Genomic DNA, 21,153 nt, shown 5'->3' with positions numbered 1-21,153 from the left:
TACCTCTGTCCGGCTTTCCTACAAGGCTCGATCCTTGAGCCTTGAGAGTCGCCGGGCGAGGATGGGTCCAGTGCCGCTGGTTGCGGCTCCAGACCCGAGGCGAGGTGCCAAGTGCTTGAACAATACGGATCGTGCCATTGCGACGGGTCACCGGCCCCGGGAGACGCGTCATGAATCAGGACACCCTGGTCGCTGGCGCCGCCGCGGCATCGGGCCTGGCACTGGCTGCGTCAGCTTCCTGGCCAGTCTTCGATAACCTGCTGGGCGCGGCACTGGGCGCCTGCCTGGTGATCAGCCGACAACAAGGCGCGAGCTGCACGCGCAAATTGACCAACCTGCTGCTGTCGGCCGGCGTCGGTCTGCTCTTCGCGCCAATGGTGCACGATCAGGTACCGCAACTTACCGGGGGCATTGCCGCTTTCGGCTGCGCACTGCTGGTGATTCCGCTGAGCGTGAAGTTGCGAGACTGGGTTCGGCGGCTGGACATCGAGGACATTCTGCGCCGTTTCAGAGGTTCCTGAGCCCGTCAGTTCGGGCGCCGCAGGCTGGCAACTTCCCGTTCCAGCTCACGCAGCCGTTTGCGCTCGAGCGCAACCTGGTGCACATGTTCCAGGTCCTGGGCACACAGCCCTTGCAGGGTGGCCAGCACCGCAACCACCGCATCGTCGGCGAGCAGGGTCTGCGGTTCGAGCAGCATGGCACCGCGGCCCAACAGCAACCAGTCGAGAGAAATGCCGTCGGTGCGCGCCAGCTCCATGCACAACGCGTACGGAATGCTGCAGCGAGCGCGCCAGCTGGCCAGGGTTTGCGGGCTGATGCTCAGGGCCTTGGCCAGCGCTGCGTCGTTGGAAGCCGCCAACAGATGCTTGAGCCGATTCAGCACTTCGGTTGTTTCAGAGGTACACACGTTGGGAACTTCCGCTTGACCCACTCAATTTGAGTATATTAATTTATTCGAATTGCATATTAATATTAACCCTAGTTCATAAATCAAGGATATCGAAGATGCAGCCCTACAACTTACATACATCATAACGAAATTTCCTACATGGCGTGGCTACTTAGACTCAATGTATTTAGCCGCCCGTTGTGCAAAGGCAAGACGCAGGTAGCGCCAGCAGTTCACTCAAGGAAGACTTACTTAAAATTTTGTAGTTGATCCCGGTGTCTCAGTGGTACGAGCACGGCGCGGGTCATAAGGTTTGAAGAATGAGCACTTACAAGATGGTTTGCCCTCACTGCAAGAACAGAATGCGCATCCGCACCAGCGAGGGCACCCATGTGTTCCTGCGCGTGGCATACCTGCAGTGTACGAACGAGATCTGTGGCTGGTCGGTGCGGGCGGAGTTCGAGATGACCCATGAGTTGTCGCCCAGCGGGGTGGCGAACCCTGATATTCATTTGCCCAGCGCGCCCATCGCCCTGCGTCGCGCGGCAAGCAAACCGGCCGAGACGGCTGGCGCCGCCTGACCGTCTGCCTGCGCCGGGCACCCAATCAGGGCGGCCGGCGCCGGTGCCAACAAGCAAACAAGCAAACAAGCAACCATCGGCATGCCCGCGTTGCGCGGGCAGCTTTCGGATGTGTATCAGCCTACCGGCGTCAGCACTTTGCGCTCGTCGTGAAAATAACCCTGAATATTGCTCCACACCAGGTCGCCCATGGCCTGGCGTGTCTCGTGAGTGCCGCTGGCCAGGTGTGGCAGCAGGACGACGTTGTGCAGGTCGATGAGCGCCTGGGGCACATTGGGCTCGTCTTCATAGACATCCAGGCCGGCGCCTGCAATCCGACCCTCGCGCAGCGCCTCGATCAGCGCCGGTTGGTCGACCACGCTGCCGCGGGCGATATTGACCAGGAACCCCTTGCTGCCCAACAGGCCGATGCGCTTGGCATCGATCAGGCCTTCGGTGGACTTGCCACCGGGCACCGCCAGCACCAGCACGTCACAGTCGGCGATCATCGTATCCAGGTCGGCGTAATACTGGTAGGCGACACCGGCCTTGGGTTTGCGATTGTGGTAAAGCACCTGCATGTCAAACGCCGCAGCGCGCTTGGCGATGGACTCGCCGATATTGCCCAGGCCGACGATGCCGATCTTCTTGCCGCCGATCTTGCTGGCGAGCGGAAACTTGCCTTGGGTCCACTTGCCCGCGCGCACGAAGCGGTCGGCCTCGCTGTAGCGGCGCATCACATCCAGGGTCAGGGCCATGGCCGTATCGGCGACGCAATCATCCAGCACCGCCGGGGTGTTGGTGACCACGATGCCGCGGTCACGGGCGGCATCGACGGCGATCGAATCGTAGCCGACACCGAAGCTGAAGATGGCCTCGAGCTTGGGCAGGCGGGCGATCACTTCGCTGCTGGCGCCCAGGGCACCCGAGGTGACGATCGCCTTGATTCGCTCGCCGTGCTGCGCCAGCCAGGCGTCCTGATCGGGCAGTTCCCAAAAGCGGGTCGCGTCGAAGTGGGTTTCCACGGCCTCCTGCAGGCTGGGCAGCAGCGCGCCAATGATCAAGACGGGAACGTCGCGGGTCGATGGCTGTGTCATGAAACCTCCTGTTTGCATCGTTGAAATTGTTATGGAAGCCAGGCGTGGCGCAACGACGCCACGCAGCCCGTATGATGGACGACCAAGGTCATCGTACAACCTGCTCCAATGTGATTACAACCACACAGGCCTGCATCGCAGACAGCGGTTGTATGCTGAGCGTAACCCACTAGACTGCACCTACCTGCCGATCAAGAAGCCCCTGATGCCAGACGACGCACAGTATCGACCCGCCCTGAAGTCCGACAGTTCGGCCCAGCGCATGGCTATCCTCTTCGTGGCGCTGGTGGTCGTCTCGCTGATCGTGCTGGATGTATGGCAGACCCTCACCGCGCGCGCGCAGGCCATGCATGTCAGCGAGATCACCACGTCCAACCTGGCCCGCTCGCTGGCCCAGCATGCCGAAGACACCATCAAGCAATCGGACACGGTACTGCTGGGCCTGATCGAGCGCATCCAGGTCGACGGCACGGCGCCTGCCGAAGTGCAGCGTCTGCGCAACCTGATGCAGGGCTGGACGCGCTCGATGGAGCAGTTGCAGGGGCTGTTCATCTATGACAGCCAAGGGCGCTGGGTGGCCAGCTCCAATCTCGCGGATCCGCCAGGCATCAATAACGCCGACCGAGAATACTTCCGCTTTCACCAGGACAATCCCGACCCCGGGGTGCATGTCGGGCCGGTCATTCGCAGTCGTTCCACCAACGCCTTGGTGATTCCTGTCTCCAGGCGCCTGAGCAGTGCCGACGGCAAGTTTGCCGGCGTGGTGCTGGCTACCTTGAAAGTGGAATATTTCAACCAGTTCTACGCCGGCTTCGACCTGGACGAGCGCGGGGTCATCGCCCTGCTGCTCAACGACGGCACCATTTTGCTGCGCCGCCCGTTCGATGAGAACGTGATCGGCAGCAGCATGGCCAAGGGCAGGATCTTCAGCGAGATGTTGCCGCAATCTAGCCATGGCACGCTGATGCAGCGCTCGCTGGTGGACGATGTCGAGCGGATGTACAGCTACCAGGCGCTGCGCAATTACCCGCTGGTGCTGGAAACCGCCGAATCCAAGGCGTCACTGCTGGCCAACTGGTACGAGAACCTGCTGCGTTCGGCAGTCTTCGTGCTGGTGGTCGGGATAGCCTTGGGTCTGTGCGCGATGACACTGATCCGGCAGATTCGCCATGGCCTGCGCACCGAGGCGGAACTGCGCAATGCCCACGCCGCGCTGCAGAAGCTGGCGATGCAGGACGGCTTGACTGGCCTGGCCAACCGCCGCCAGCTGGACGCGGCGCTGCCCGACGAGATCGGTCGGGCGCGACGCAACGCCCGGCCGCTGGGCGTGATCATGCTCGACATCGACCATTTCAAGCGCTTCAACGACCTGTATGGACATCCCGCAGGGGATGAGTGCATCAAGGCCGTGGGCCAGGCGGTGCTGAGCTGTGTGGGCCGTTCGGGAGACCTGGTGGTGCGCTACGGCGGCGAGGAAATTCTGGTGCTGCTGCCCGAGAGTGACGAGGCCGGTGCCTGGCAGGTCGCCGAGAAGGTACTGCTGGCGGTGCGCGCGCTGGCGATTGCCCATGCGGGCAGCGACCTGGGAATCGTAACCATCAGCGCCGGTGTTCACGTATGGCGCAACAGCGACCCGGACGTACGCGCGCAGAGCCTGGTGGAAGCGGCGGATCAGGCGCTTTACCGGGCCAAGAGCTCGGGCCGCAACCGGGTCTATCCGCTGCAACCGCTGGTGGTCTAGCGCAAGGCCGCTTCAGAGCATCTGCTGGTTGGCGGCCATGGACTCGATGACCATGCTTTTCTGATCTTCGGACAGCGCGTCCCAGATATGCACCTTGGCGTAGACGCCCAGGCTGCCGAGGATATAGAAGCTCAGCACGGCGATGGTCAGCAGCGTCAACCACGACCAACGGCCACCCTCCTCGGCTTCTTCATAGGTCGAGTAGGCGTTTTCGATGCGCTGATCGCGCATGGAGGCCAGGCTGGTGGTGACACGTTTGTAGCAATAGGACAGCAACAGCAGAAACAGGCGCAACATGGAAAAAAGGCCTCGGTGGGTGGCGGTGTGTGGGCGGCAGCCTGGAAAAAGGCGCGCTGGAAACGCAAAAAGCCCGTCTTGGACGGGCTTTTTTTATGGGTAGCGTGCTGTCGACCGGTCAGGCCCCGACGCTTGGGGTGAATTTTAGGCAGCTGCTTGGGCGCTGTAAACCGCACCGAGGCGCAGATGTATGACAACCAAGCCCGCTCGTCTGCGCAATCGCACGGCCCAGAGCGGCGCGCGGTGGCACTGCGGCACGCTGTCACACCGGCCACGACAGGCCTCCTGTGGGAGCGATCGGTGGCCGCGAACCGGGGGCCGAGGTGCATCAGCCCATCGGCGGCGCCTTTTCGCGGCCGCTGACCGCTCCTACGGGAAACACATCCTTGGCAACCATGGACAACCTCTGTAGGAGCGGTCCGTGGCCGCGAACCGGGCGCCGCGGTGTATCAGCCCATCGGCGGCGCCTTTTCGCGGCCGCTGACCGCTCCTACGGGAAACACATCCTTGGCAACCATGGACAACCTCTGTAGGAGCGGTCCGTGGCCGCGAACCGGGGACCGAGGTGTATCAGCCCGTCGGCGGCGCCCTTTTCGCGGCCGCTGACCGCTCCTACGGGAAACGCATCCTTGGCAACCATGGACAACCTCTGTAGGAGCGGTCCGTGGCCGCGAACCGTGGGCCGAGGTGTATCAGCCCATCGGCGGCGCCCTTTTCGCGGCCGCTGACCGCTCCTACGGGAAATGTGCGAGCACTGATTCCCCGCGCGGCGCTTCTTGCTAGGCTTTTTGCAAAGGCAGCCTTTATCATGGCCACAGTTCCACACCAGAGCCGACCATGAAGTTTGCCATCGCTGTCTATTCGCCCGCCCACTCGCCGGCCTCGCGGCGCGCGCTGCTGTTCGCCCAAGCGGTCTTGGCTCAAGGCCATCAACTGCTGCGGGTGTTCTTCTACCAGGACGGCGTGCACACGGCTTCCAGCAACATCGTCACCGCCCAGGATGAAACCGACACGGCGGCGCAGTGGCGCGCTTTCGTCGTCGAACATCAGATAGACGCGGTGGTGTGCATCGCCGCCGCCCTGCGGCGCGGTGTGCTCGACGACGAAGAAGCACGTCGCTACCAGCGCCCGGCCGCCAACCTGAGCCAACCCTGGCAGCTGTCCGGGTTGGGGCAATTGCACGAAGCCGCCCAGCAGGCCGATCGGCTCGTCAGCTTCGGGGGCCATTGACATGGCCAAGTCCATGCTGATCATCAGCCGCCAAGCCCCCTGGGCAGGCCCCGCCGCGCGCGAGGCGCTGGACATCGCCCTGGCCGGCGGTGCCTACGACCTGCCGCTGGCCATGCTGTTTCTCGACGACGGTGTCTACCAGCTGCTGGATGACCAGGCGCCGGATGCCGTGCAACAAAAGAATCTTGCGGCCAACCTGCAGGCGCTGCCGCTGTTCGGTGTCGAGGAGGTGTTCGTCTGCAGCGCCAGCCTCGCCCAACGTGGCCTGGCCCAATCAGGGCTGGCCCTGCCCGCGCAGGCACTTGCAGATGCGCAATTGCGCGAGCTGCTGGCGCGCTTCGACCTTGTGGTGACCTTGTAATGAGTACTCTTCACGTATTGTCACACTCGCCGTTCAGCGACCAGCGCCTGCACAGTTGCCTGCGTTTGCTGGGCGACGACGACGCCATTCTGCTCAGCGGCGATGCGGTCTACGCCCTGGCGCCCGGCAGCGAGCCCTGGGCAGCGCTGGCAAGCGCCGGCGTCGTCGTCTTTGCCCTGGCCGAAGATGCGCAGGCACGCGCTTTGCCGAACAACCCCGGGGTCGAGCTGCTCGATTACCCAGCGTTCGTCGAGCTGACGCTGGCCTATGAAAAGGTCAATAGCTGGCTATGACGACACTCATCGTCGACGGGCGCAGCATCGCGCTGGATCAGGACGGCTACCTGCAGTCGCTCGCCGACTGGAGTCCGCAAGTCGCCCAGGCGCTGGCCGGCGCCGAGGATCTGCAACTGACCCCTGACCACTGGCAGATCATCGAGCTGCTGCGCCGCTTCCATGCCCAGTACCAGCTTTCGCCTGCCACCCGGCCGCTGATCAAGTACGTGGCGCAGCAACTGGGCGCTGACAAGGGCAACAGTCTGCACCTCAATCGCCTATTCAATGGCACTCCTGCCAAACTCGCTGCCAAGCTGGCGGGCCTGCCCAAACCGACCAATTGCATATGACCGACTACCCTGCACTGATGCTGGAAACCCCCGAAGAGCACCCGTTCGCCCAATTCGTGCGAGCCCTGGGCAAGGGTAAGCGCGGCGCACGCAACCTCACCGGTGAGGAAGCCCGCGAGGCCATGGGCATGCTGCTCGATGGCCGGGTGGAAGACGCACAGCTGGGTGCCTTCCTCATGCTGCTGCGGCACAAGGAAGAAAGCGCCGAGGAACTCGCCGGTTTCACCCTCGCCCTGCGCGAACGCCTGCAGGCGCCGGCGCTGGCAGTCGATCTGGACTGGCCGACCTACGCTGGCAAGAAGCGCCACTTGCCGTGGTACCTGCTGGCTGCGAAATGCTTGGGCGGCAGCGGCCGGCGCATATTCATGCACGGCGCGGGCGCCCACACCGCCGGGCGGCTGTACAGCGAACAACTGCTCGGGACCTTGAACATCGCGCTGTGTCGGGACTGGGATGCCGTCGGCCAGGCGCTCGACCAGCACGGCCTGGCGTTTTCCCCGTTGATGGACTGGGCAGCGCCACTGCAACGCATGATCGACCTGCGCAACACCTTGGGCCTGCGCTCGCCCATTCATTCGCTGGCGCGGATTCTCAACCCGCTCGGGGCACGCTGTGGCCTGCAGAGCATCTTCCACCCTGGCTACCAGGCAGTGCATCGCGATGCCAGCGGCCTGCTCGGTGACACGGCGATCGTGGTCAAGGGCGACGGTGGCGAAATCGAGATCAACCCGGACAGCGCCAGCCATCTCTATGGCACCGGCGACCACCTGCCCTGGGATGAGGAGTGGCCGGCCCTGGCCGCCCAGCGCCACGTGAAGCCGCCGACTCTCGAAGTCGGCCACCTGGTTGAGTTCTGGCAGGGTGAGCGCCAGGACAGCTACGGCGAAATGGCCTTGATCTCCACCATGGCCCTGGCCCTGCGAGGGCTGGGCAGCTCCCGCGAGCAGGCCTTCGACGAAGCCCGCGCGCTGTGGGCGGCACGTGACCTGGCGGCGTGTACGAAGTCCTTGTAACGGCAGCGGCGTGATGTCAGACCTACCGCACATGCCGCCGACGCGGCTCGCGCCGCTGCTACAGGGTTCATGCCGCCGCGACGGCGCCCCCCCTGCCCGGAATACGCATGTAGCGGCGGCGCAAGCCGCGTCGGCGGCACACGCGCTGTGCCCTGATTACGCGTGTAGCAGCGGCGCAAGCCGCGTCGGCGGCACACCCGGTATGGGCCGCTGCGGCGGAGCAGCGTGATACAGTTCGCCGATACGCACTCGGGAGACGACCATGGGTTTGCTGATCGAAGGACGCTGGCACGACCAGTGGTACGAAAGCAGCGAGGACGGCGCGTTTCAGCGCGAAACCTCGCAGCGCCGCCATTGGGTCACGGCCGACGGCCAACCCGGCCCCAGTGGCCAGGGCGGCTTCAAGGCCGAAGCCGGTCGCTACCATCTGTACGTCTCGCTGGCGTGCCCGTGGGCCCATCGCACCCTGATCGTGCGCAAGCTCAAAGCCCTGGAAGCGCTGATCGATGTGTCGGTGGTGAGCTGGCACATGGGCGAGCACGGCTGGACGTTCGACAGCCAGACAGGCTCGAGCGGTGATCACCTCGAGCCTTTGCGCTACCTGCACGAACGCTACACCCGCGACGATCCGCGCTACACCGGCCGGGTCACGGTGCCGGTGCTGTGGGACAAGCAGCAGAGCCGTATCGTCAGCAACGAGTCGGCCGAGATCATTCGCATGTTCAACAGCGCCTTCGATGCCCTCACCGGCAATCGCCTGGACCTCTATCCCGAGTCGCTGCGCCCAGCCATAGACCGCGTCAACGACGCGGTTTACCCGAATGTGAACAACGGCGTCTACCGCGCCGGCTTTGCCACTTCGCAGCAGGCTTACGCCAGGGCGTTCGACGATGTATTCGCCGAACTCGACCGCCTCGAAGCCACGCTGGACACTCAGCGCTACCTGACCGGGGAGTCCCTGACCGAAGCCGACTGGCGCCTGTTCACCAGCCTGATCCGCTTCGACGCGGTGTACCACGGACACTTCAAGTGCAACCTGCGGCGCATCGCCGATTACCCGAACCTGTCGAACTGGCTGCGCGAGCTGTACCAATGGCCGGGCATCGCCCAGACGGTCGACTTCGAACACATCAAAGGCCACTACTACACCAGCCATCCGACCATCAACCCGACCGGTATCGTGCCCAAGGGGCCCGCGCAGGATTTCAACGCTGCCCATGACCGTGAGCGCCTTCACGGCCGGGGTATCTGGCAACACAGCGAGGGGTGAGCCCGGTGCAGTCCTCACTGTTCGATGAGCCACAACAACCCAGTCGTCGCGAATCCCTGGGCGAGCAGACCTTCGTCCTGCGTGGCTTCGCCCTGCCCTGGCTGGACGACATCCTGCCGGCCTTGCGCGAAGTGCTCAAGGCAGCCCCGTTTCGGCGCATGGAAACGCCTGGTGGGCACACCATGTCGGTGGCGTTGAGCAACTGCGGGCAGTTCGGTTGGAGCACGGATGCGCGAGGATATCGCTACGTCAGCGACGATCCTCTCACCGGTCGCCCGTGGCCGGTGCTGCCCGAAGTGCTGCGCACGCTGGCTCGGGAAGCAGCGGCAGCGGCCGGTTTCGATGATTTCATACCCGATGCCTGCCTGCTCAACCGCTACGTGCCGGGCGCCAGGATGTCCCTGCACCAGGATCGCAATGAGCGTGACTACGGCGCGCCCATCGTTTCGGTTTCACTGGGCCTCGCGGCGATGTTCCAGCTCGGTGGCCTGCAGCGCAGCGACCGTCCGCTGCGCGTGCCCCTGCTGCACGGCGATGTAATGGTATGGGGCGGTGTCGACCGTCTGCGCTTTCACGGCGTGCTGCCGCTCAAGGAAGGCGTGCACCCGGTGATGGGCCCACAACGGATCAACTTCACCCTGCGCAAGGCTGGCTGAGCGCAAGCAGCGGAGTGTCAGCGCCCGCAGCAACGGCTAACATGGCCGCTTCGACGATCCACGGAATCGCGCCATGCCCACCCCGACCGCTCACCACAGCCAACTGGTTGCCGCCGCCTGCCGCCAGATCGAGGCCAGCGACGCTCTTCCCGAGTTGAGCGCGCTGGCCGAACGGGCCGGCTTGAGCCCATGGCACTTCCACCGGGTGTTCAAGGCCGTGACCGGGCTGACGCCGCGCAGCTACGCCAGTGCCCGACGGGCGCAGAAAGTCCGCGAGCAGCTCCAGCAGGGCAAATCCGTCACCGAAACCCTGTACGCCAGCGGTTTCAATTCATCCGGGCGGTTCTACGAGGCCGCCAATGGCATGCTCGGCATGACCCCAGCGGCCTTCCGCCAAGGGGGCAGCAAGGCTTCGATCCATTTCGCCCTTGCCCAATGCAGCCTGGGCGCGGTGCTGGTGGCCTGCAGCGAGCGCGGTGTGTGCGCGATCCTGTTGGGTGACGAGCCGCAAGCCTTGCTCGATGATCTGCAACGGCGCTTTCCCAAGGCAGCACTGATAGGCGCCGACTCAGACTTCGAAGCGATCGTGGCCAAGGTGCTGGGCTTCATCGAGGCACCGAGGGCGGGTCTGGACTTGCCCCTGGACATTCGCGGCACGGCTTTCCAGCAACGGGTATGGCAAGCGCTGGGCAAGATCGAACCGGGCACTACCGCCAGCTACGCGCAGGTTGCGGCCAGCATCGGCGCGCCGAGCGCGGTACGTGCGGTGGCCGGGGCCTGCGCGGCGAACGCCCTGGCCGTGGCGGTACCCTGTCATCGAGTGGTACGCACCGACGGTGGGCTTTCCGGATACCGCTGGGGTATCGAGCGCAAGCGCGAACTGCTCGAGCGCGAGCGTCGGCCTGACACGCCTTGACGCCGATCTCGTCAGTGGACTTCTCGCAGGCTGCGGACACCAGCGTGCAGGACTGGCAAAGCGCTATATATTTTGCTATATGACGGTAGTCTTTTTTCCCACAGAGCGCCGTCCAATGAAGTTCACCACCCGCCTGCTTGCCCTCGGCGCCGCCATGGCCCTCAACAGTGCGTACGCCGATGAGGTACAGGTGGCTGTCGCCGCCAATTTCACCGCCCCCATACAGGCCATCGCCAAAGCCTTCGAGGCCGACACCGGGCACAAGCTCGTCGCCGCCTATGGCTCGACCGGCCAGTTCTATACCCAGATCAAGAACGGCGCGCCGTTCGAAGTGTTCCTGGCCGCCGACGACAGCACCCCGGCAAAACTGGAAAGCGAGCAGGAAACCGTTCCGGGCTCACGCTTTACCTACGCCACCGGCACCCTGGCGCTGTGGTCGGCCAAGCCTGGCTACGTCGACGCCGAAGGCGCCGTGCTCAAGGGCAACAGCTATCAGCACCTGTCCATCGCCAACCCCAAGGCTGCACCCTACGGGCTGGCGGCGACCCAGGTGTTGGCGAAGATGAACCTGACCCAGGCCACCCAGCCCAAACTGGTCGAAGGGCAGAACATCACCCAGGCCTTCCAGTTCGTCTCGACCGGCAATGCCGAGCTGGGTTTCGTGGCACTGTCGCAGATCTACAAGGATGGCAAAGTCGAGCAAGGATCGGCCTGGATCGTCCCGGCGGCCTTGCATGATCCAATCAAGCAGGACGCGGTGATTCTCAACAAAGGTCGTGACAGCGAAGCCGCCAAGGCGCTCATGCAATACCTGAAAGGCCCGGCAGCTGCGGCCATCATCAAGTCGTACGGCTACCAGATCTGATGCCGCTGGACGCCAGCGACCTGGGTGCGATCTGGCTGACGGTGAAGCTGGCCAGCCTGACCACGGTGATTCTGCTGCTGGTCGGTACGCCCGTCGCCTGGTGGCTGGCGCGCACCGCGTCGCCCTGGCGCGGCGCTGTCGGCGCAGTGGTCGCGCTGCCCCTGGTATTGCCGCCGACGGTCATCGGTTTCTACCTGTTGCTGCTGCTGGGCCCCCACGGTTTCATCGGCCAGGCAACGCAAGCGCTGGGCCTGGGCTCGGTGGTGTTCAGCTTCACCGGGCTGGTGATCGGTTCGGTGATCTACTCCATGCCTTTCGTGGTCCAGCCGTTGCAGAACGCATTCAAGGCCATCGGCGAGCGACCTCTGGAAGTGGCCGCGACCTTGCGTGCAAGCCCTTGGGATTGTTTCTTCACCGTGGTGCTGCCGCAGGCCAAGCCCGGTTTCGTCACGGCCAGCATTCTGGGCTTTGCCCATACCGTGGGTGAATTCGGCGTGGTACTGATGATCGGCGGCAACATACCGGACAAGACGCGGGTGGTATCGGTGCAGATCTTCGACCATGTCGAAGCCATGGAATACGCCCAGGCACACTGGCTGGCCGGCGCCATGCTGGTGTTTTCCTTCGCCGTGCTGCTGTTGCTGCACCGCGGCCGTCAATCGCGCTCGGCGTGGAGTTGATGGAATGATCCGTGCCCGTATCGACATGACCTATGGCGCGTTTTCGCTGGACGTCGACCTGCAACTGCCCGGACGCGGTGTCAGCGCGCTGTTCGGTGACTCCGGATCCGGCAAGACCACCTGCCTGCGCTGCCTGGCGGGGTTGGTGAAAGCGCCCGATGCCTGCATCGAGGTCAATGGCGAGGTCTGGCAGGACAGCGCCAGGGGCATTTTCCTGGCGCCGCACAAGCGTGCGCTCGGCTATGTGTTCCAGGAAGCCAGCCTGTTCGAGCACCTGTCGGTGCGCGGCAATCTTGAATACGGCTGGCGGCGGATCAAGCCTGGTCAACGCAAGGTCGCGCTCGATCAGGCGTGCGACCTGCTTGGCATAGAACATCTGCTGGAACGCCAGACGGCCAACCTGTCCGGCGGCGAACGGCAGCGCGTGGGCATCGCCCGCGCGCTGCTGACCAGCCCCGGGCTGCTGCTGATGGACGAGCCGCTGGCGGCGCTGGACAGCCGCCGCAAGGCCGAGATCCTGCCCTATCTGGAACGGTTGCATGACGAACTGGACATTCCCGTGGTGTACGTCAGCCATGCCCAGGATGAGGTCGCGCGGCTGGCCGACCACCTGGTGGTGCTGCAGCACGGCCGCGTGCTGGGCAGCGGGCCGCTGGGGCCGACGCTGGAGCGCCTCGATCTGCCCATGGCGCGCGAAGCCGACGCCGGTGTGGTCGTGCAGGCCACGGTCCGCGGCTACGATCCGGTCTATCAGCTGCTGTCCCTGCAACTGCCGGGGGCCGTCGAACCGCTGCGCGTCGCCCATACCCCTCGGGCGGTTGGCGACCGCTTGCGGGTCAAGATCCAGGCCCGTGACGTCAGCCTCAGCCTGAGCCCGGACGAAGCCAGCAGCATCCTCAATCGTTTCGCCGTCACCGTCGAGCAGGTGTCGACAGCGCACAATCCGGCCCATGTGCAGCTGAGTCTGCGCGCCGGCGAGACATTGATCCTGGCACGAATCACCCGTTATTCCGCGGACCAGTTGGGCGTGGTGGCGGGCCTGCAGGCGTGGGCGCAGATCAAGGCTGTGGCGGTATTGGCCTGAACACCGCAGCGCACCCGGACGCGGCTTGCGCCGCTGCTACAGACCGCGATCCCCTGTAGCAGCGGCGCGAGCCGCGTCATCGGCGCACGCAACCCACCTGACACCCCGCGGCGCACCCGGACGCGGCTTGCGCCGCTGCTACAGACCGCGATCCCCTGTAGCAGCGGCGCGAGCCGCGTCATCGGCGCATGCGATCCAGCTGACACCCCGCAGCGCACCCGGACGCGGCTTGCGCCGCTGCTACAGACCGCGATCCCCTGTAGCAGCGGCGCTAGCCGCGTCATCGGCGCACGCAACCCACCTGACACCCCGCAGCGCACCCGGACGCGGCTTGCGCCGCTGCTACAGACCGCGATCCCCTGTAGCAGCGGCGCTAGCCGCGTCATCTGCGCATGCGATCCACCTGACACTCCGCAGCGCACCCGGACCCGGCTTGCGCCGCTGCTACAGGTCTTGCGCACGCGGACGGGGCTACTCGCGGCGTATCGGTTGCAGCGTTTTCGGTTGCTGGAGACGTTCGCGCAGAGCGTCGGCGCTCAGCGGCTTGGCGAAGTAATCGCCCTGTCCGCGCAGGCAGCCGAGGTCGAACAACAGCAGATGATGCACCGCACTCTGCACGCCGGCCACCGTCAGTTCGATACCCAACGTGCGCGCGGCGACCGACATGTGCTGCACCACCGCCAAATGGCGCGACTGGTGCGGGGCTTCCAGCAGAAAGGGTGACGCCAGACGCAACTGGTTGATCGGCCACTGACACAGGCGCTGCAGCGAGGCACCGCCGAAACCGAACCCCTGCATGCCCAGGTCACAGCCCATCAACCGCACGCGCAACAGGGTTTCCAGGTATTCCGCCTTGGGCCGAGCCAGGCCGACATGGCTGAGCTCCAGTGCCACGCGGTGCTTGCCGGTCAGGTGCCCACGCAATATGCCCAACAACTCGTTCATCAGCGGCTGGTGACCGAGTTGTTCGAGCCGCATACCCAGGCTCAGGCCCACCTGCAATCCGGCTTGGGCAAGCTGCTGCTGCACCTCGACCGCCTGCTCGGCCATGTACAACAGCAACGCATTGCCCAGCCCGGCCCGCTCCACCGCCGGGCAGAACTGCGGCATGGCCAGCAGGCCATGGCGTGGATGCTGCCAGCTCAGTTGCGCATCGACGCTGCGGATGCGTCCGTCGGCCACCGTGCAGCGCGGCAGGAAGCACACCTCGAACTGGCCGCCAGCGATCGCCGCCTGCACCTCCACGCGCCCGATCCGCACCTTCGCAGGCGCTGGTACGAGCGCGCCGCGAGGCGTGTTCAAGGCCTCGAAGAATCGCTGCAAGCGGTTGAAGTCCAACGGGCTGCCAGCGTCGACCAGGTACTCCAGGCCGAGCATCGACACCCATTGGTACAGCCCGGTGCGCACTTCCGGCTCGATCCCGCCGCCGATCAGCACGGCGCGCACACGCTTGCGGGTAACCGCTTCCTGGATGATGCGCAATGCACCCACGCCCAGTACGTCGACGTTGCACACCAGCACATCGATGGGCTGGTGCTCGCGCAGCAACTGCAGCGCCTGCTCGCTGGTCTGCGCCTGGTACACGCACGAGCAACCCAACTGGCTGAGCATCTGCACCGCGATCGCACGCTGGAACCCATGACTTTCGACGAGTAACACCGTTGGCTTGATGTCTGACACGATCACTTCCCCTGTTTCTTCATGCCTATGTTCAACTCCGTGCAATGACCGGGATGCAGGCAATTTCCCAATACGCATCGGAAAATTCCTACGGTTTGCCGGATGTGCCGTGCCGTGCCAGGTAGTCATCGAGGCCAACCATGGCCGCCGCCAGATCGTCGACGCCACGCCGCATCCGCTCGGCCGAAGAGCTTGCCGTGCAGGCCTGTTCCAGGGCTTCGCAGGCCGCCAGCAGGCGTCGCGCCCGAACGATGCGGGCGCCGCCCTTGATCCGGTGCACCAGGTCGGCGACTTCGCCGGTCTGGTAGGGCTGAGACAGCGAATGCAGGCGCTTGAGGTCCTGCAGGTTGCTCTCGGCCAAATCATCGAGCAGGCGCAGCAACAGGCTGGCATCGCCGCCGGTGAGCTGATCGAGACTGCCCAGGTCGACGTCGTCTTCCGGCGCACCGAGCATGCGACGGGCGCGGTGCGGGTCCAGGTGCAGTGCCAGAGTTTCCAGGCTCAATGGTTTGAACAAGCAGTCATCCATGCCTTGCTGCAGGCAACGGCGGCGCTCGCTGATCTGGGCATTCGCCGTACAACCGAGGAACAGGCACGGTTCCTGATGCTTGCGCCGTTCGTGCTCACGCACCGCCTTGACCAACTGATAGCCATTGATGCCGGGCATGTTGCAGTCGCTGATGACCACGTCGTAGGCGCCGCGCAACCAGGCGCGCAACCCGGCGGCACCGTGCTCGGCTACCGTTACGCGGTGGCCGAGGAATGTCAGTTGGCGCTCAAGCAGCACCCGATTGGCGGGGTAGTCGTCGACCACCAGCACCTGCAACGCCGGCAGGTCAATGCGCGCAGGCTCGCGAGCGCCCGACGGCGGTGCGTTCGCGCCAGGCACCGCGTCGAACTGCAGCTGCACCCGCGTGCCGCAGCCAAGCACACTGTGCAATTCCAGCCTGCCACCCATCAGGTCGGCCAGGCTGCGGCAGATACTCAAGCCCAGACCGGCACCGACGCGGCTGCCGCGGCCACCTGCGGCCTGTCGATAAGGCGCGCCCAGGCGCAACAGGTCGGCCTGGGCAATGCCCTGCCCGCTGTCCTCCACACTCAGTTCGACCCGCGCGCCGTGCGCCTGCGGCCAGACCCCGAGCACCACCGAGACCTGCCCCTCGCGGGTGAACTTGATGGCGTTGCTCAGCAGGTTGGCGATGATCTGCTTGAACCGCACCGGGTCGACGCTGAGCCAGGTGTCGGGGGCACCGAGCACCTCCAGCTTGAGCCGCAGGTATTTCTCCCGCGCCTGGGCCTGGAACAGCCCCACGGTTTCACCGGCCAGTTGCCCCAACTGGCACGGCGCCGGCAGCAGTTCCAGGCGACCGGCCTCGATGCGCGTGACATCGAGGATATCCCCGATCAACGCCAGCAGACCGTTGGCCGACTGCGAGGCAACCTCCAGCGCAGGCTTGTCGAGCATGCCCTGCTCGGCTTTCTTCAGGGCCAGTTCGAGCATGCCCAGCACGGCGTTCATCGGCGTGCGGATTTCATGGCTCATGGTTGCCAGGAAGGTGGTCTTGGCCTGGTTGGCCGCTTCGGCCTGCGCTTGGGCGTCACGGTACGCCTGGCACAGGCGCTGGCGCTCGGTGATGTCGACCCACCCGGCGATCAGACCCTGGATTCGTCCGTCGCCGCCGCGGTACGGCAGCATCCAGTGGTGAATGATCAGCACCTCGCCCGACGGCAAGGTCAGCGTGCGATCCTCGACCACTGGCTCGCCGTGCTCCATGGCTTGCAGATACGCGTCCTGGGCCAGCTGGGCGTGCCGTTCTTCGAGCAGGCCATAGCCGGTCAGCGGCTTGTTCAGGATCGCCTCGCGGGTCACACCCAGGGCTTGCAGGTAACTGGTGTTGCAGTTGATCAGGCGTGCCTGGCGATCTCGGATGTAGATCGGATGGGGTGTGCCGTCGATCATTACCCGCATGAACTCCAGCTGTGTGGTCAGGGCCCGTTCGGCATCGACCCGCTGGCGGATCAGACGCTTGAGGTAGCTGACCCAGCCCAGTGCCAGCAGCAACAATAGCGAGGCGGCGGCGAACCCCTGGATGATGGCCCAGCGGTAACGTTGCCAAAGGCCATCGGCGACGATCATTTCGGTGCGCCAATGGCGCGTCAGCTCGCTCATGTGTGGCGGCGGAATGTCCTGCAGGGCGCTGTCGAGGATCGACTGCAGCACCTGGGCCCGGGGCGAGACGGCGAACGCGAAATGTACCGGCGCCACCGGCAGCGCCGCGCTGACGCGCAGCCGACTACGGTACTGCCGCGCGATCATGTAGCGCGCCGCGATCAATGGCAGCACCGCCGCGTCGGCCTGACCGCGGTCGAGCATGGCCAGGGCCTCGGCGGAGCTTGCCGCGCGCAGGCGGTCGATCGAGGGGTAGTGTTCCTGCAGCCACTCATGCAGCAGGCTGCCCTCCACCAGCACCACCCGCTTGCCCGCCGATTGCTCCAGCGAAACCGGCTCGCGCCCGCCCTCGCGCGTGACCAGCACCGGGGAGCTGCTCAGGTAGCCGCGGCTGAACGCCAGGCGAGTCTGGCGCTCCGGGCTGGGAATCATCGCGGCGATCAGATCGGCCTCGCCGCGCTCGATCATTTCGCTCATGCGCGTGAGCGAGGTGCTTTCGATCACCTCGATGGCGAGCCCGGTGCGCCGCGCGATCTGGTGCAGCACGTCGGCGGCCACGCCGGCGAAGCGGCCCTGATCGTCACGGTAGCTGACCGGCACGAAGCGCGGATCCATCAGCACCCGCAGTTCGGTACGCCCGGCCAGCCATTGGCGCTGCGTGGCGGTCAGGGGCAGTGCAGCCGGTTCCGCCACGCGCGGGCGCTCGACGCTCCAGCGCCGAGCGATGGCCGCCCGGGCCTCGTCGGGCACCACCGCCAGGGCCTTGTCGAGCAGCCGCAGCAGACGCGCATCGCGTGGGTTCACGGCGAAGCCGAAAGCATTGCCGCCAATGCCCTCGGCCGGTTGCAGGCGCAGGCCGGGCAGCTGGCTGCCGTCGGCCTGGTGGAACACCGCCAGCGCGCCACCGACGAACAGATCGGCCTGCTGATAGGCCACCGCTGCCAGGGCGTTCGAGGGTGTCGGATGCAATTGCAGCTGGGCCTCCGGGAAGCGTTCGCGGACCTCGCTCGCTGCGACGTGATCGCGCACCAGGGCAATGCGCAGCGGCGCGGTCGCGTCGAGCGACTGGCCGGGTCGCATGGCGAGCACAGGCTGATCCTGTATGTAGGCGTCGGAAAGCAGCAGGCCGTGACGCAAGGCTTCACGGCGGCTGGTGGTGCCCAACACTTGCACCTCGCCCGCTTCGAGCGCGGCAAGCGCAAGCTCGCGGGAAGGATAGGCCTGCACCTCGACATCCAGTTCGAGCAGCCGAGCCACCAGCGCCAGGTAGTCGGCGCTGATTCCCTCATAGCTGCCGCCATTGGCGGAGAGGTCGAAAGGGCCGTAGTCCGGACGGCTCACGGCGACGCGCAAAACGCGTCGTGCGCGCAGCCACTGTCGGTCGCGGTCGGCCAGTTGCATGTGCAACCGCTCGAACCAGGCAGGCTCGGGCTGCGAGCGTCCGTGCAACGGCAGCACTTGGGCATGGGCGAGTGCTGTGCCGGCCAGCCACACCAGCACCCAGCGAGTGCTGCGGCCGACCCACGCGATCAGGCTCATCACACCAGGAAGTTACGTTTGGCGAGCTCGGCCAGTTCCACCAGCGAGCTCATCTGCAGCTTGTCCATCAGGCGGAACTTGTAGGTGCTCACGGTCTTGTTGCTCAGCAGCATCAATTCGCCGATGGCCTTGTTGCTCAGCCCGCGAGCCAGGTGCTGGAGGATGGTCAGCTCGCGATTGGTCAGGCGCGCGATGCACTCCGTTTCGCTGCCCAGCCCGTCACTGCTGCGCACCGAGCTGAAAGCCACTACCGGAAAATAGGTGAACCCGGAGCCGATGGCCGTCACCGCCTTGCGCAGCTCGTTGAGGTCATCACGCTTGGACACATAGCCCATGGCGCCCAGCTTCATGCAGCGCAGGGAGAAGTGCTCGGCGGCCTGGGAAGTGAGAATGACGATACGGCTGCTGGTTCCCAGCTCCTTGATTCTGGCGATGACTTCCATGCCGTCCAGCCCGGGAAGGGAAATATCCAGGACGATCAGGTCGGGTTGGTGAGTCTTTGCCATCAGGACTCCGTCGACACCGTCCTGGGCCTCCGCCACTACGCTGAAGCGTTCCTGTTTGAGCAAGAGTTTGACGCTCGATCGAATGAACGGGTGATCATCGATTATCAGTGCTGTACGCATGTCTTTCTCCTGAGTGCGTGAGCGCGGGACGGCGCCTGCATGCCCGGCGCGGGCTTCCTTTGCAGCGTTCTGCATCGACTCTGTTGGTTCTGGATCAGGAGACAGCTGTCAAGCGCAGACGAGGCCATCTACCGTAGGAGTGTTCCGTAAATTCAGGCCGAAGTCGGTCGTCAAATTCTGAATTAGCGATGGGAAGGTTCCGGGATACCTGAAGGAAATTTTCCCGCGCACCGTAGGATGTCCGTGTCCGTGTCACCCTCCGTGTTCGGCGGCGGCAGTATTGCTGCGCCGGGATGACATTGAAGCCGGACATTTCCCAAGCTTTCGGCGAAATCTCCTACGGAGCCGACCGTTTCGGCACGGGGCTCAAATCAATTCGTGACGCCTGGCCAGGTCCGTCATTTCCATCACCGAGTTGAGCCGCAGCTTGCGCATCATGCGCATCTTGTAGGTGCTGACGGTCTTGTGGCTGAGCAGCATGGTGTGGGCGATGTCCTGATTGCACAGGCCTTTGGCCAGGTTCACCAGCACCAGGATCTCGCGGTCGGTGAGGCTGGAGATTAGTGCCGCCTCGGCGCTGTCGCTGTCCGCGCGGCCCAGGGACACGTCGGTGCAGTCCGGAAAATAGGTGTATCCCGATTGCACCGCGGCGATTGCCTTGCGCAGCTGGTCGAGCGCATCGGATTTGGAGACGAAAGCGGTCGCACCGGCTTTCATGCTGCGCATCGAGTAGTAGCCGGGAGGCATGGAGGTGAGCACGATGATCTTGCCCGGCGAGGTCGATTCCCTCATGCGCCTGAGCACATCGAAGCCGTCGAGGCCGGGCATCGACAGGTCGAGGATGACCAGGTCCGGCCGCTCGTCGCGATACAACCGCACCGCTTCGGTGCTGTTGCCGCTTTCGATGACCTGGTACTGCAGCTCCTGAGCCAGCAGCGTCCTGACACTGGCGCGGATAAACGGATGGTCATCCACGATCAATGCCTTGCGCATGGAACACCTCCTTGGAGTGGGTGAGTGTTGTATAGCGCATCGGCCAGTGGCACAAATCCGGACTTTTCCGCTTGCGATGTAGGTAGATGCTCCAGTGTGCGCAGGGCGTTTCCGACTGTGTGCACCCTACCCTTCACTGATCACCTTTCGCCGCGCCTGACCCTCGATCAGCTCGAAGCTGTAGGTGCGCCCCGGTTGCTTGTCGAAACGCCTTTCCAGGCCGGGCAGTACGTGATGCAGGGTGGCGGTTGCGCAGCTTTTGCCGCTGCGATCGCAGTCGTTGAAGTGGTCCATCACGATGGTGGCGTTGCCGTCATTGCGCACCTGAAGGCTGCCGGGGGTTTCACGGATATCGGTGGCGTACCGGGTGTCCTGCGGCTGTACGAAGAGCAACGCACCGTAACCGGAAAGCACCTGCACGCCGGCTCGCAGTGACTCGCGATACTGCTGCGCCTGCTGGTCGGTCATGGCGAAGTCGTCGTTGCCGGTGGGCATCACTGGCATGAAGCGCACGCGAAAGTAGCGTTCCTGCTGGCGCTCGCCACGGTGCAGCAAGCGCACGCTTTGCATGCCGTTGGCCGGCACGATCAACCGCGCCGGGCTGGCGATCAAGGGCCGTTCGGCCACGGGCAAGCCTTCCAGGGATCGCTCCAGATCGGGCTGGCCCGGGCGATGAATGATTTCAACCACTTCGACCTTGACGAATGCGGTGGCATCGCCGCCGTTGCGCACGCGCTTGACCAAGGTACTGCGCGGGCCTTCCAGATAGTCGTAGAAGGCACCGATATTGAGCTCGGGGCCGGCGAGCACGGCGCTACTGGCCATCATCAGGGCCAATGCCCCCAGAGTCTTGTGCATGGG

The 21,153-nt window shown here is 64.8% G+C and carries 22 protein-coding genes; 14 read left to right on the top strand and 8 right to left on the bottom strand.

Going from position 1 to position 21,153, the window contains the following annotated elements:
• Positions 1 to 170 precede the first annotated feature (170 nt).
• The gene (locus tag H7993_RS02240) at positions 171 to 521 is read left to right on the top strand and encodes a hypothetical protein (protein ID WP_185793290.1); all 351 of its coding nucleotides are present in this window, start codon (positions 171 to 173) and stop codon (positions 519 to 521) included.
• Between the two features lie 5 nt (positions 522 to 526).
• On the opposite strand, the gene H7993_RS02235 is transcribed toward H7993_RS02240, so the two are convergent.
• Positions 527 to 907: a helix-turn-helix domain-containing protein gene (locus H7993_RS02235; RefSeq protein WP_185793289.1), complete on the bottom strand. Its 381-nt coding sequence runs from the start codon at positions 905 to 907 to the stop codon at positions 527 to 529.
• 302 nt (positions 908 to 1,209) lie between these two features.
• On the opposite strand from H7993_RS02235, the gene H7993_RS02230 reads away from it, so the two are divergent.
• Complete coding sequence (locus tag H7993_RS02230; RefSeq protein WP_122477941.1) at positions 1,210 to 1,470, top strand: Ogr/Delta-like zinc finger protein; 261 nt, start codon at positions 1,210 to 1,212, stop codon at positions 1,468 to 1,470.
• 116 nt (positions 1,471 to 1,586) lie between these two features.
• Here the strand turns inward: H7993_RS02230 and H7993_RS02225 are convergent, their stop codons facing one another.
• The gene (locus tag H7993_RS02225) at positions 1,587 to 2,546 is read right to left on the bottom strand and encodes a 2-hydroxyacid dehydrogenase (RefSeq protein ID WP_185793288.1); all 960 of its coding nucleotides are present in this window, start codon (positions 2,544 to 2,546) and stop codon (positions 1,587 to 1,589) included.
• 205 nt (positions 2,547 to 2,751) lie between these two features.
• On the opposite strand from H7993_RS02225, the gene H7993_RS02220 reads away from it, so the two are divergent.
• Positions 2,752 to 4,287, top strand: coding sequence for a sensor domain-containing diguanylate cyclase (locus tag H7993_RS02220; RefSeq protein WP_185793287.1), 1,536 nt, complete (start codon positions 2,752 to 2,754; stop codon positions 4,285 to 4,287).
• Between the two features lie 12 nt (positions 4,288 to 4,299).
• Here H7993_RS02220 and H7993_RS02215 read toward each other — a convergent pair whose 3' ends face one another.
• Positions 4,300 to 4,584 (bottom strand): hypothetical protein, encoded by a 285-nt coding sequence (locus tag H7993_RS02215; protein WP_185793286.1) that lies wholly within the window; start codon positions 4,582 to 4,584, stop codon positions 4,300 to 4,302.
• A gap of 837 nt (positions 4,585 to 5,421) precedes the next feature.
• On the opposite strand from H7993_RS02215, the gene tusD reads away from it, so the two are divergent.
• The 11 genes from tusD (at position 5,422) to modC (ending at position 13,284) form a co-directional block, all read left to right on the top strand.
• Positions 5,422 to 5,814 carry a sulfurtransferase complex subunit TusD gene (gene tusD / locus H7993_RS02210; protein ID WP_185793285.1) on the top strand — a complete coding sequence of 131 codons (393 nt, stop codon included), beginning with the start codon at positions 5,422 to 5,424 and terminating at the stop codon, positions 5,812 to 5,814.
• A gap of 1 nt (position 5,815) precedes the next feature.
• On the top strand, positions 5,816 to 6,175 hold the full coding sequence (gene tusC, locus H7993_RS02205) for a sulfurtransferase complex subunit TusC (RefSeq protein ID WP_122477932.1): 360 nt from the start codon (positions 5,816 to 5,818) through the stop codon (positions 6,173 to 6,175).
• Positions 6,175 to 6,468, top strand: a complete 294-nt coding sequence (gene tusB / locus H7993_RS02200) for a sulfurtransferase complex subunit TusB (RefSeq protein ID WP_185793284.1) — start codon at positions 6,175 to 6,177, stop codon at positions 6,466 to 6,468. Before tusC ends, tusB begins: the two co-directional genes overlap by 1 nt.
• Positions 6,465 to 6,800: a TusE/DsrC/DsvC family sulfur relay protein gene (locus H7993_RS02195; RefSeq protein ID WP_185793283.1), complete on the top strand. Its 336-nt coding sequence runs from the start codon at positions 6,465 to 6,467 to the stop codon at positions 6,798 to 6,800. The genes tusB and H7993_RS02195 overlap by 4 nt, the downstream gene beginning before the upstream one ends.
• Positions 6,797 to 7,813: a glycosyl transferase family protein gene (locus tag H7993_RS02190; protein ID WP_185793282.1), complete on the top strand. Its 1,017-nt coding sequence runs from the start codon at positions 6,797 to 6,799 to the stop codon at positions 7,811 to 7,813. The genes H7993_RS02195 and H7993_RS02190 overlap by 4 nt, the downstream gene beginning before the upstream one ends.
• A gap of 262 nt (positions 7,814 to 8,075) precedes the next feature.
• Entirely contained in the window at positions 8,076 to 9,083 is a 1,008-nt protein-coding gene (locus H7993_RS02185; protein ID WP_185793281.1) for a glutathione S-transferase family protein, read from the top strand.
• Positions 9,084 to 9,088: 5 nt separating this feature from the next.
• A complete protein-coding gene (alkB, locus tag H7993_RS02180; protein WP_185793280.1) occupies positions 9,089 to 9,739 on the top strand; it encodes a DNA oxidative demethylase AlkB in 651 nt (216 codons plus the stop codon).
• Positions 9,740 to 9,812: 73 nt separating this feature from the next.
• On the top strand, positions 9,813 to 10,655 hold the full coding sequence (gene ada / locus H7993_RS02175; protein WP_185793279.1) for a bifunctional DNA-binding transcriptional regulator/O6-methylguanine-DNA methyltransferase Ada: 843 nt from the start codon (positions 9,813 to 9,815) through the stop codon (positions 10,653 to 10,655).
• A 115-nt stretch (positions 10,656 to 10,770) separates the two neighbouring features.
• Positions 10,771 to 11,520 (top strand): molybdate ABC transporter substrate-binding protein, encoded by a 750-nt coding sequence (gene modA, locus H7993_RS02170; RefSeq protein WP_185793278.1) that lies wholly within the window; start codon positions 10,771 to 10,773, stop codon positions 11,518 to 11,520.
• Positions 11,520 to 12,200: a molybdate ABC transporter permease subunit gene (modB, locus tag H7993_RS02165; RefSeq protein WP_122477920.1), complete on the top strand. Its 681-nt coding sequence runs from the start codon at positions 11,520 to 11,522 to the stop codon at positions 12,198 to 12,200. The genes modA and modB overlap by 1 nt, the downstream gene beginning before the upstream one ends.
• Positions 12,201 to 12,204: 4 nt before the next feature.
• A complete protein-coding gene (modC, locus tag H7993_RS02160) occupies positions 12,205 to 13,284 on the top strand; it encodes a molybdenum ABC transporter ATP-binding protein (protein ID WP_185793277.1) in 1,080 nt (359 codons plus the stop codon).
• 471 nt (positions 13,285 to 13,755) lie between these two features.
• Here the strand turns inward: modC and H7993_RS02155 are convergent, their stop codons facing one another.
• From H7993_RS02155 to H7993_RS02135, 5 genes are all read right to left on the bottom strand, one after another.
• Entirely contained in the window at positions 13,756 to 14,964 is a 1,209-nt protein-coding gene (locus H7993_RS02155; RefSeq protein WP_163007560.1) for an EAL domain-containing protein, read from the bottom strand.
• An 88-nt stretch (positions 14,965 to 15,052) separates the two neighbouring features.
• Positions 15,053 to 18,673 (bottom strand): transporter substrate-binding domain-containing protein, encoded by a 3,621-nt coding sequence (locus tag H7993_RS02150; protein WP_185793276.1) that lies wholly within the window; start codon positions 18,671 to 18,673, stop codon positions 15,053 to 15,055.
• Entirely contained in the window at positions 18,673 to 19,299 is a 627-nt protein-coding gene (locus H7993_RS02145; protein ID WP_185793275.1) for a response regulator transcription factor, read from the bottom strand. The genes H7993_RS02150 and H7993_RS02145 overlap by 1 nt, the downstream gene beginning before the upstream one ends.
• A 366-nt stretch (positions 19,300 to 19,665) precedes the next feature.
• Positions 19,666 to 20,292: a response regulator transcription factor gene (locus H7993_RS02140; protein ID WP_185793274.1), complete on the bottom strand. Its 627-nt coding sequence runs from the start codon at positions 20,290 to 20,292 to the stop codon at positions 19,666 to 19,668.
• Positions 20,293 to 20,418: 126 nt separating this feature from the next.
• The gene (locus H7993_RS02135) at positions 20,419 to 21,150 is read right to left on the bottom strand and encodes a molecular chaperone (protein ID WP_122477911.1); all 732 of its coding nucleotides are present in this window, start codon (positions 21,148 to 21,150) and stop codon (positions 20,419 to 20,421) included.
• Positions 21,151 to 21,153: the final 3 nt, after the last annotated feature.

The organism is Pseudomonas baltica (assembly GCF_014235765.1).
In the GTDB taxonomy this organism is placed as follows: Bacteria; Pseudomonadota; Gammaproteobacteria; order Pseudomonadales; family Pseudomonadaceae; genus Aquipseudomonas; species Aquipseudomonas baltica.
This window is presented reverse-complemented; position numbering and strand designations above follow the sequence as displayed.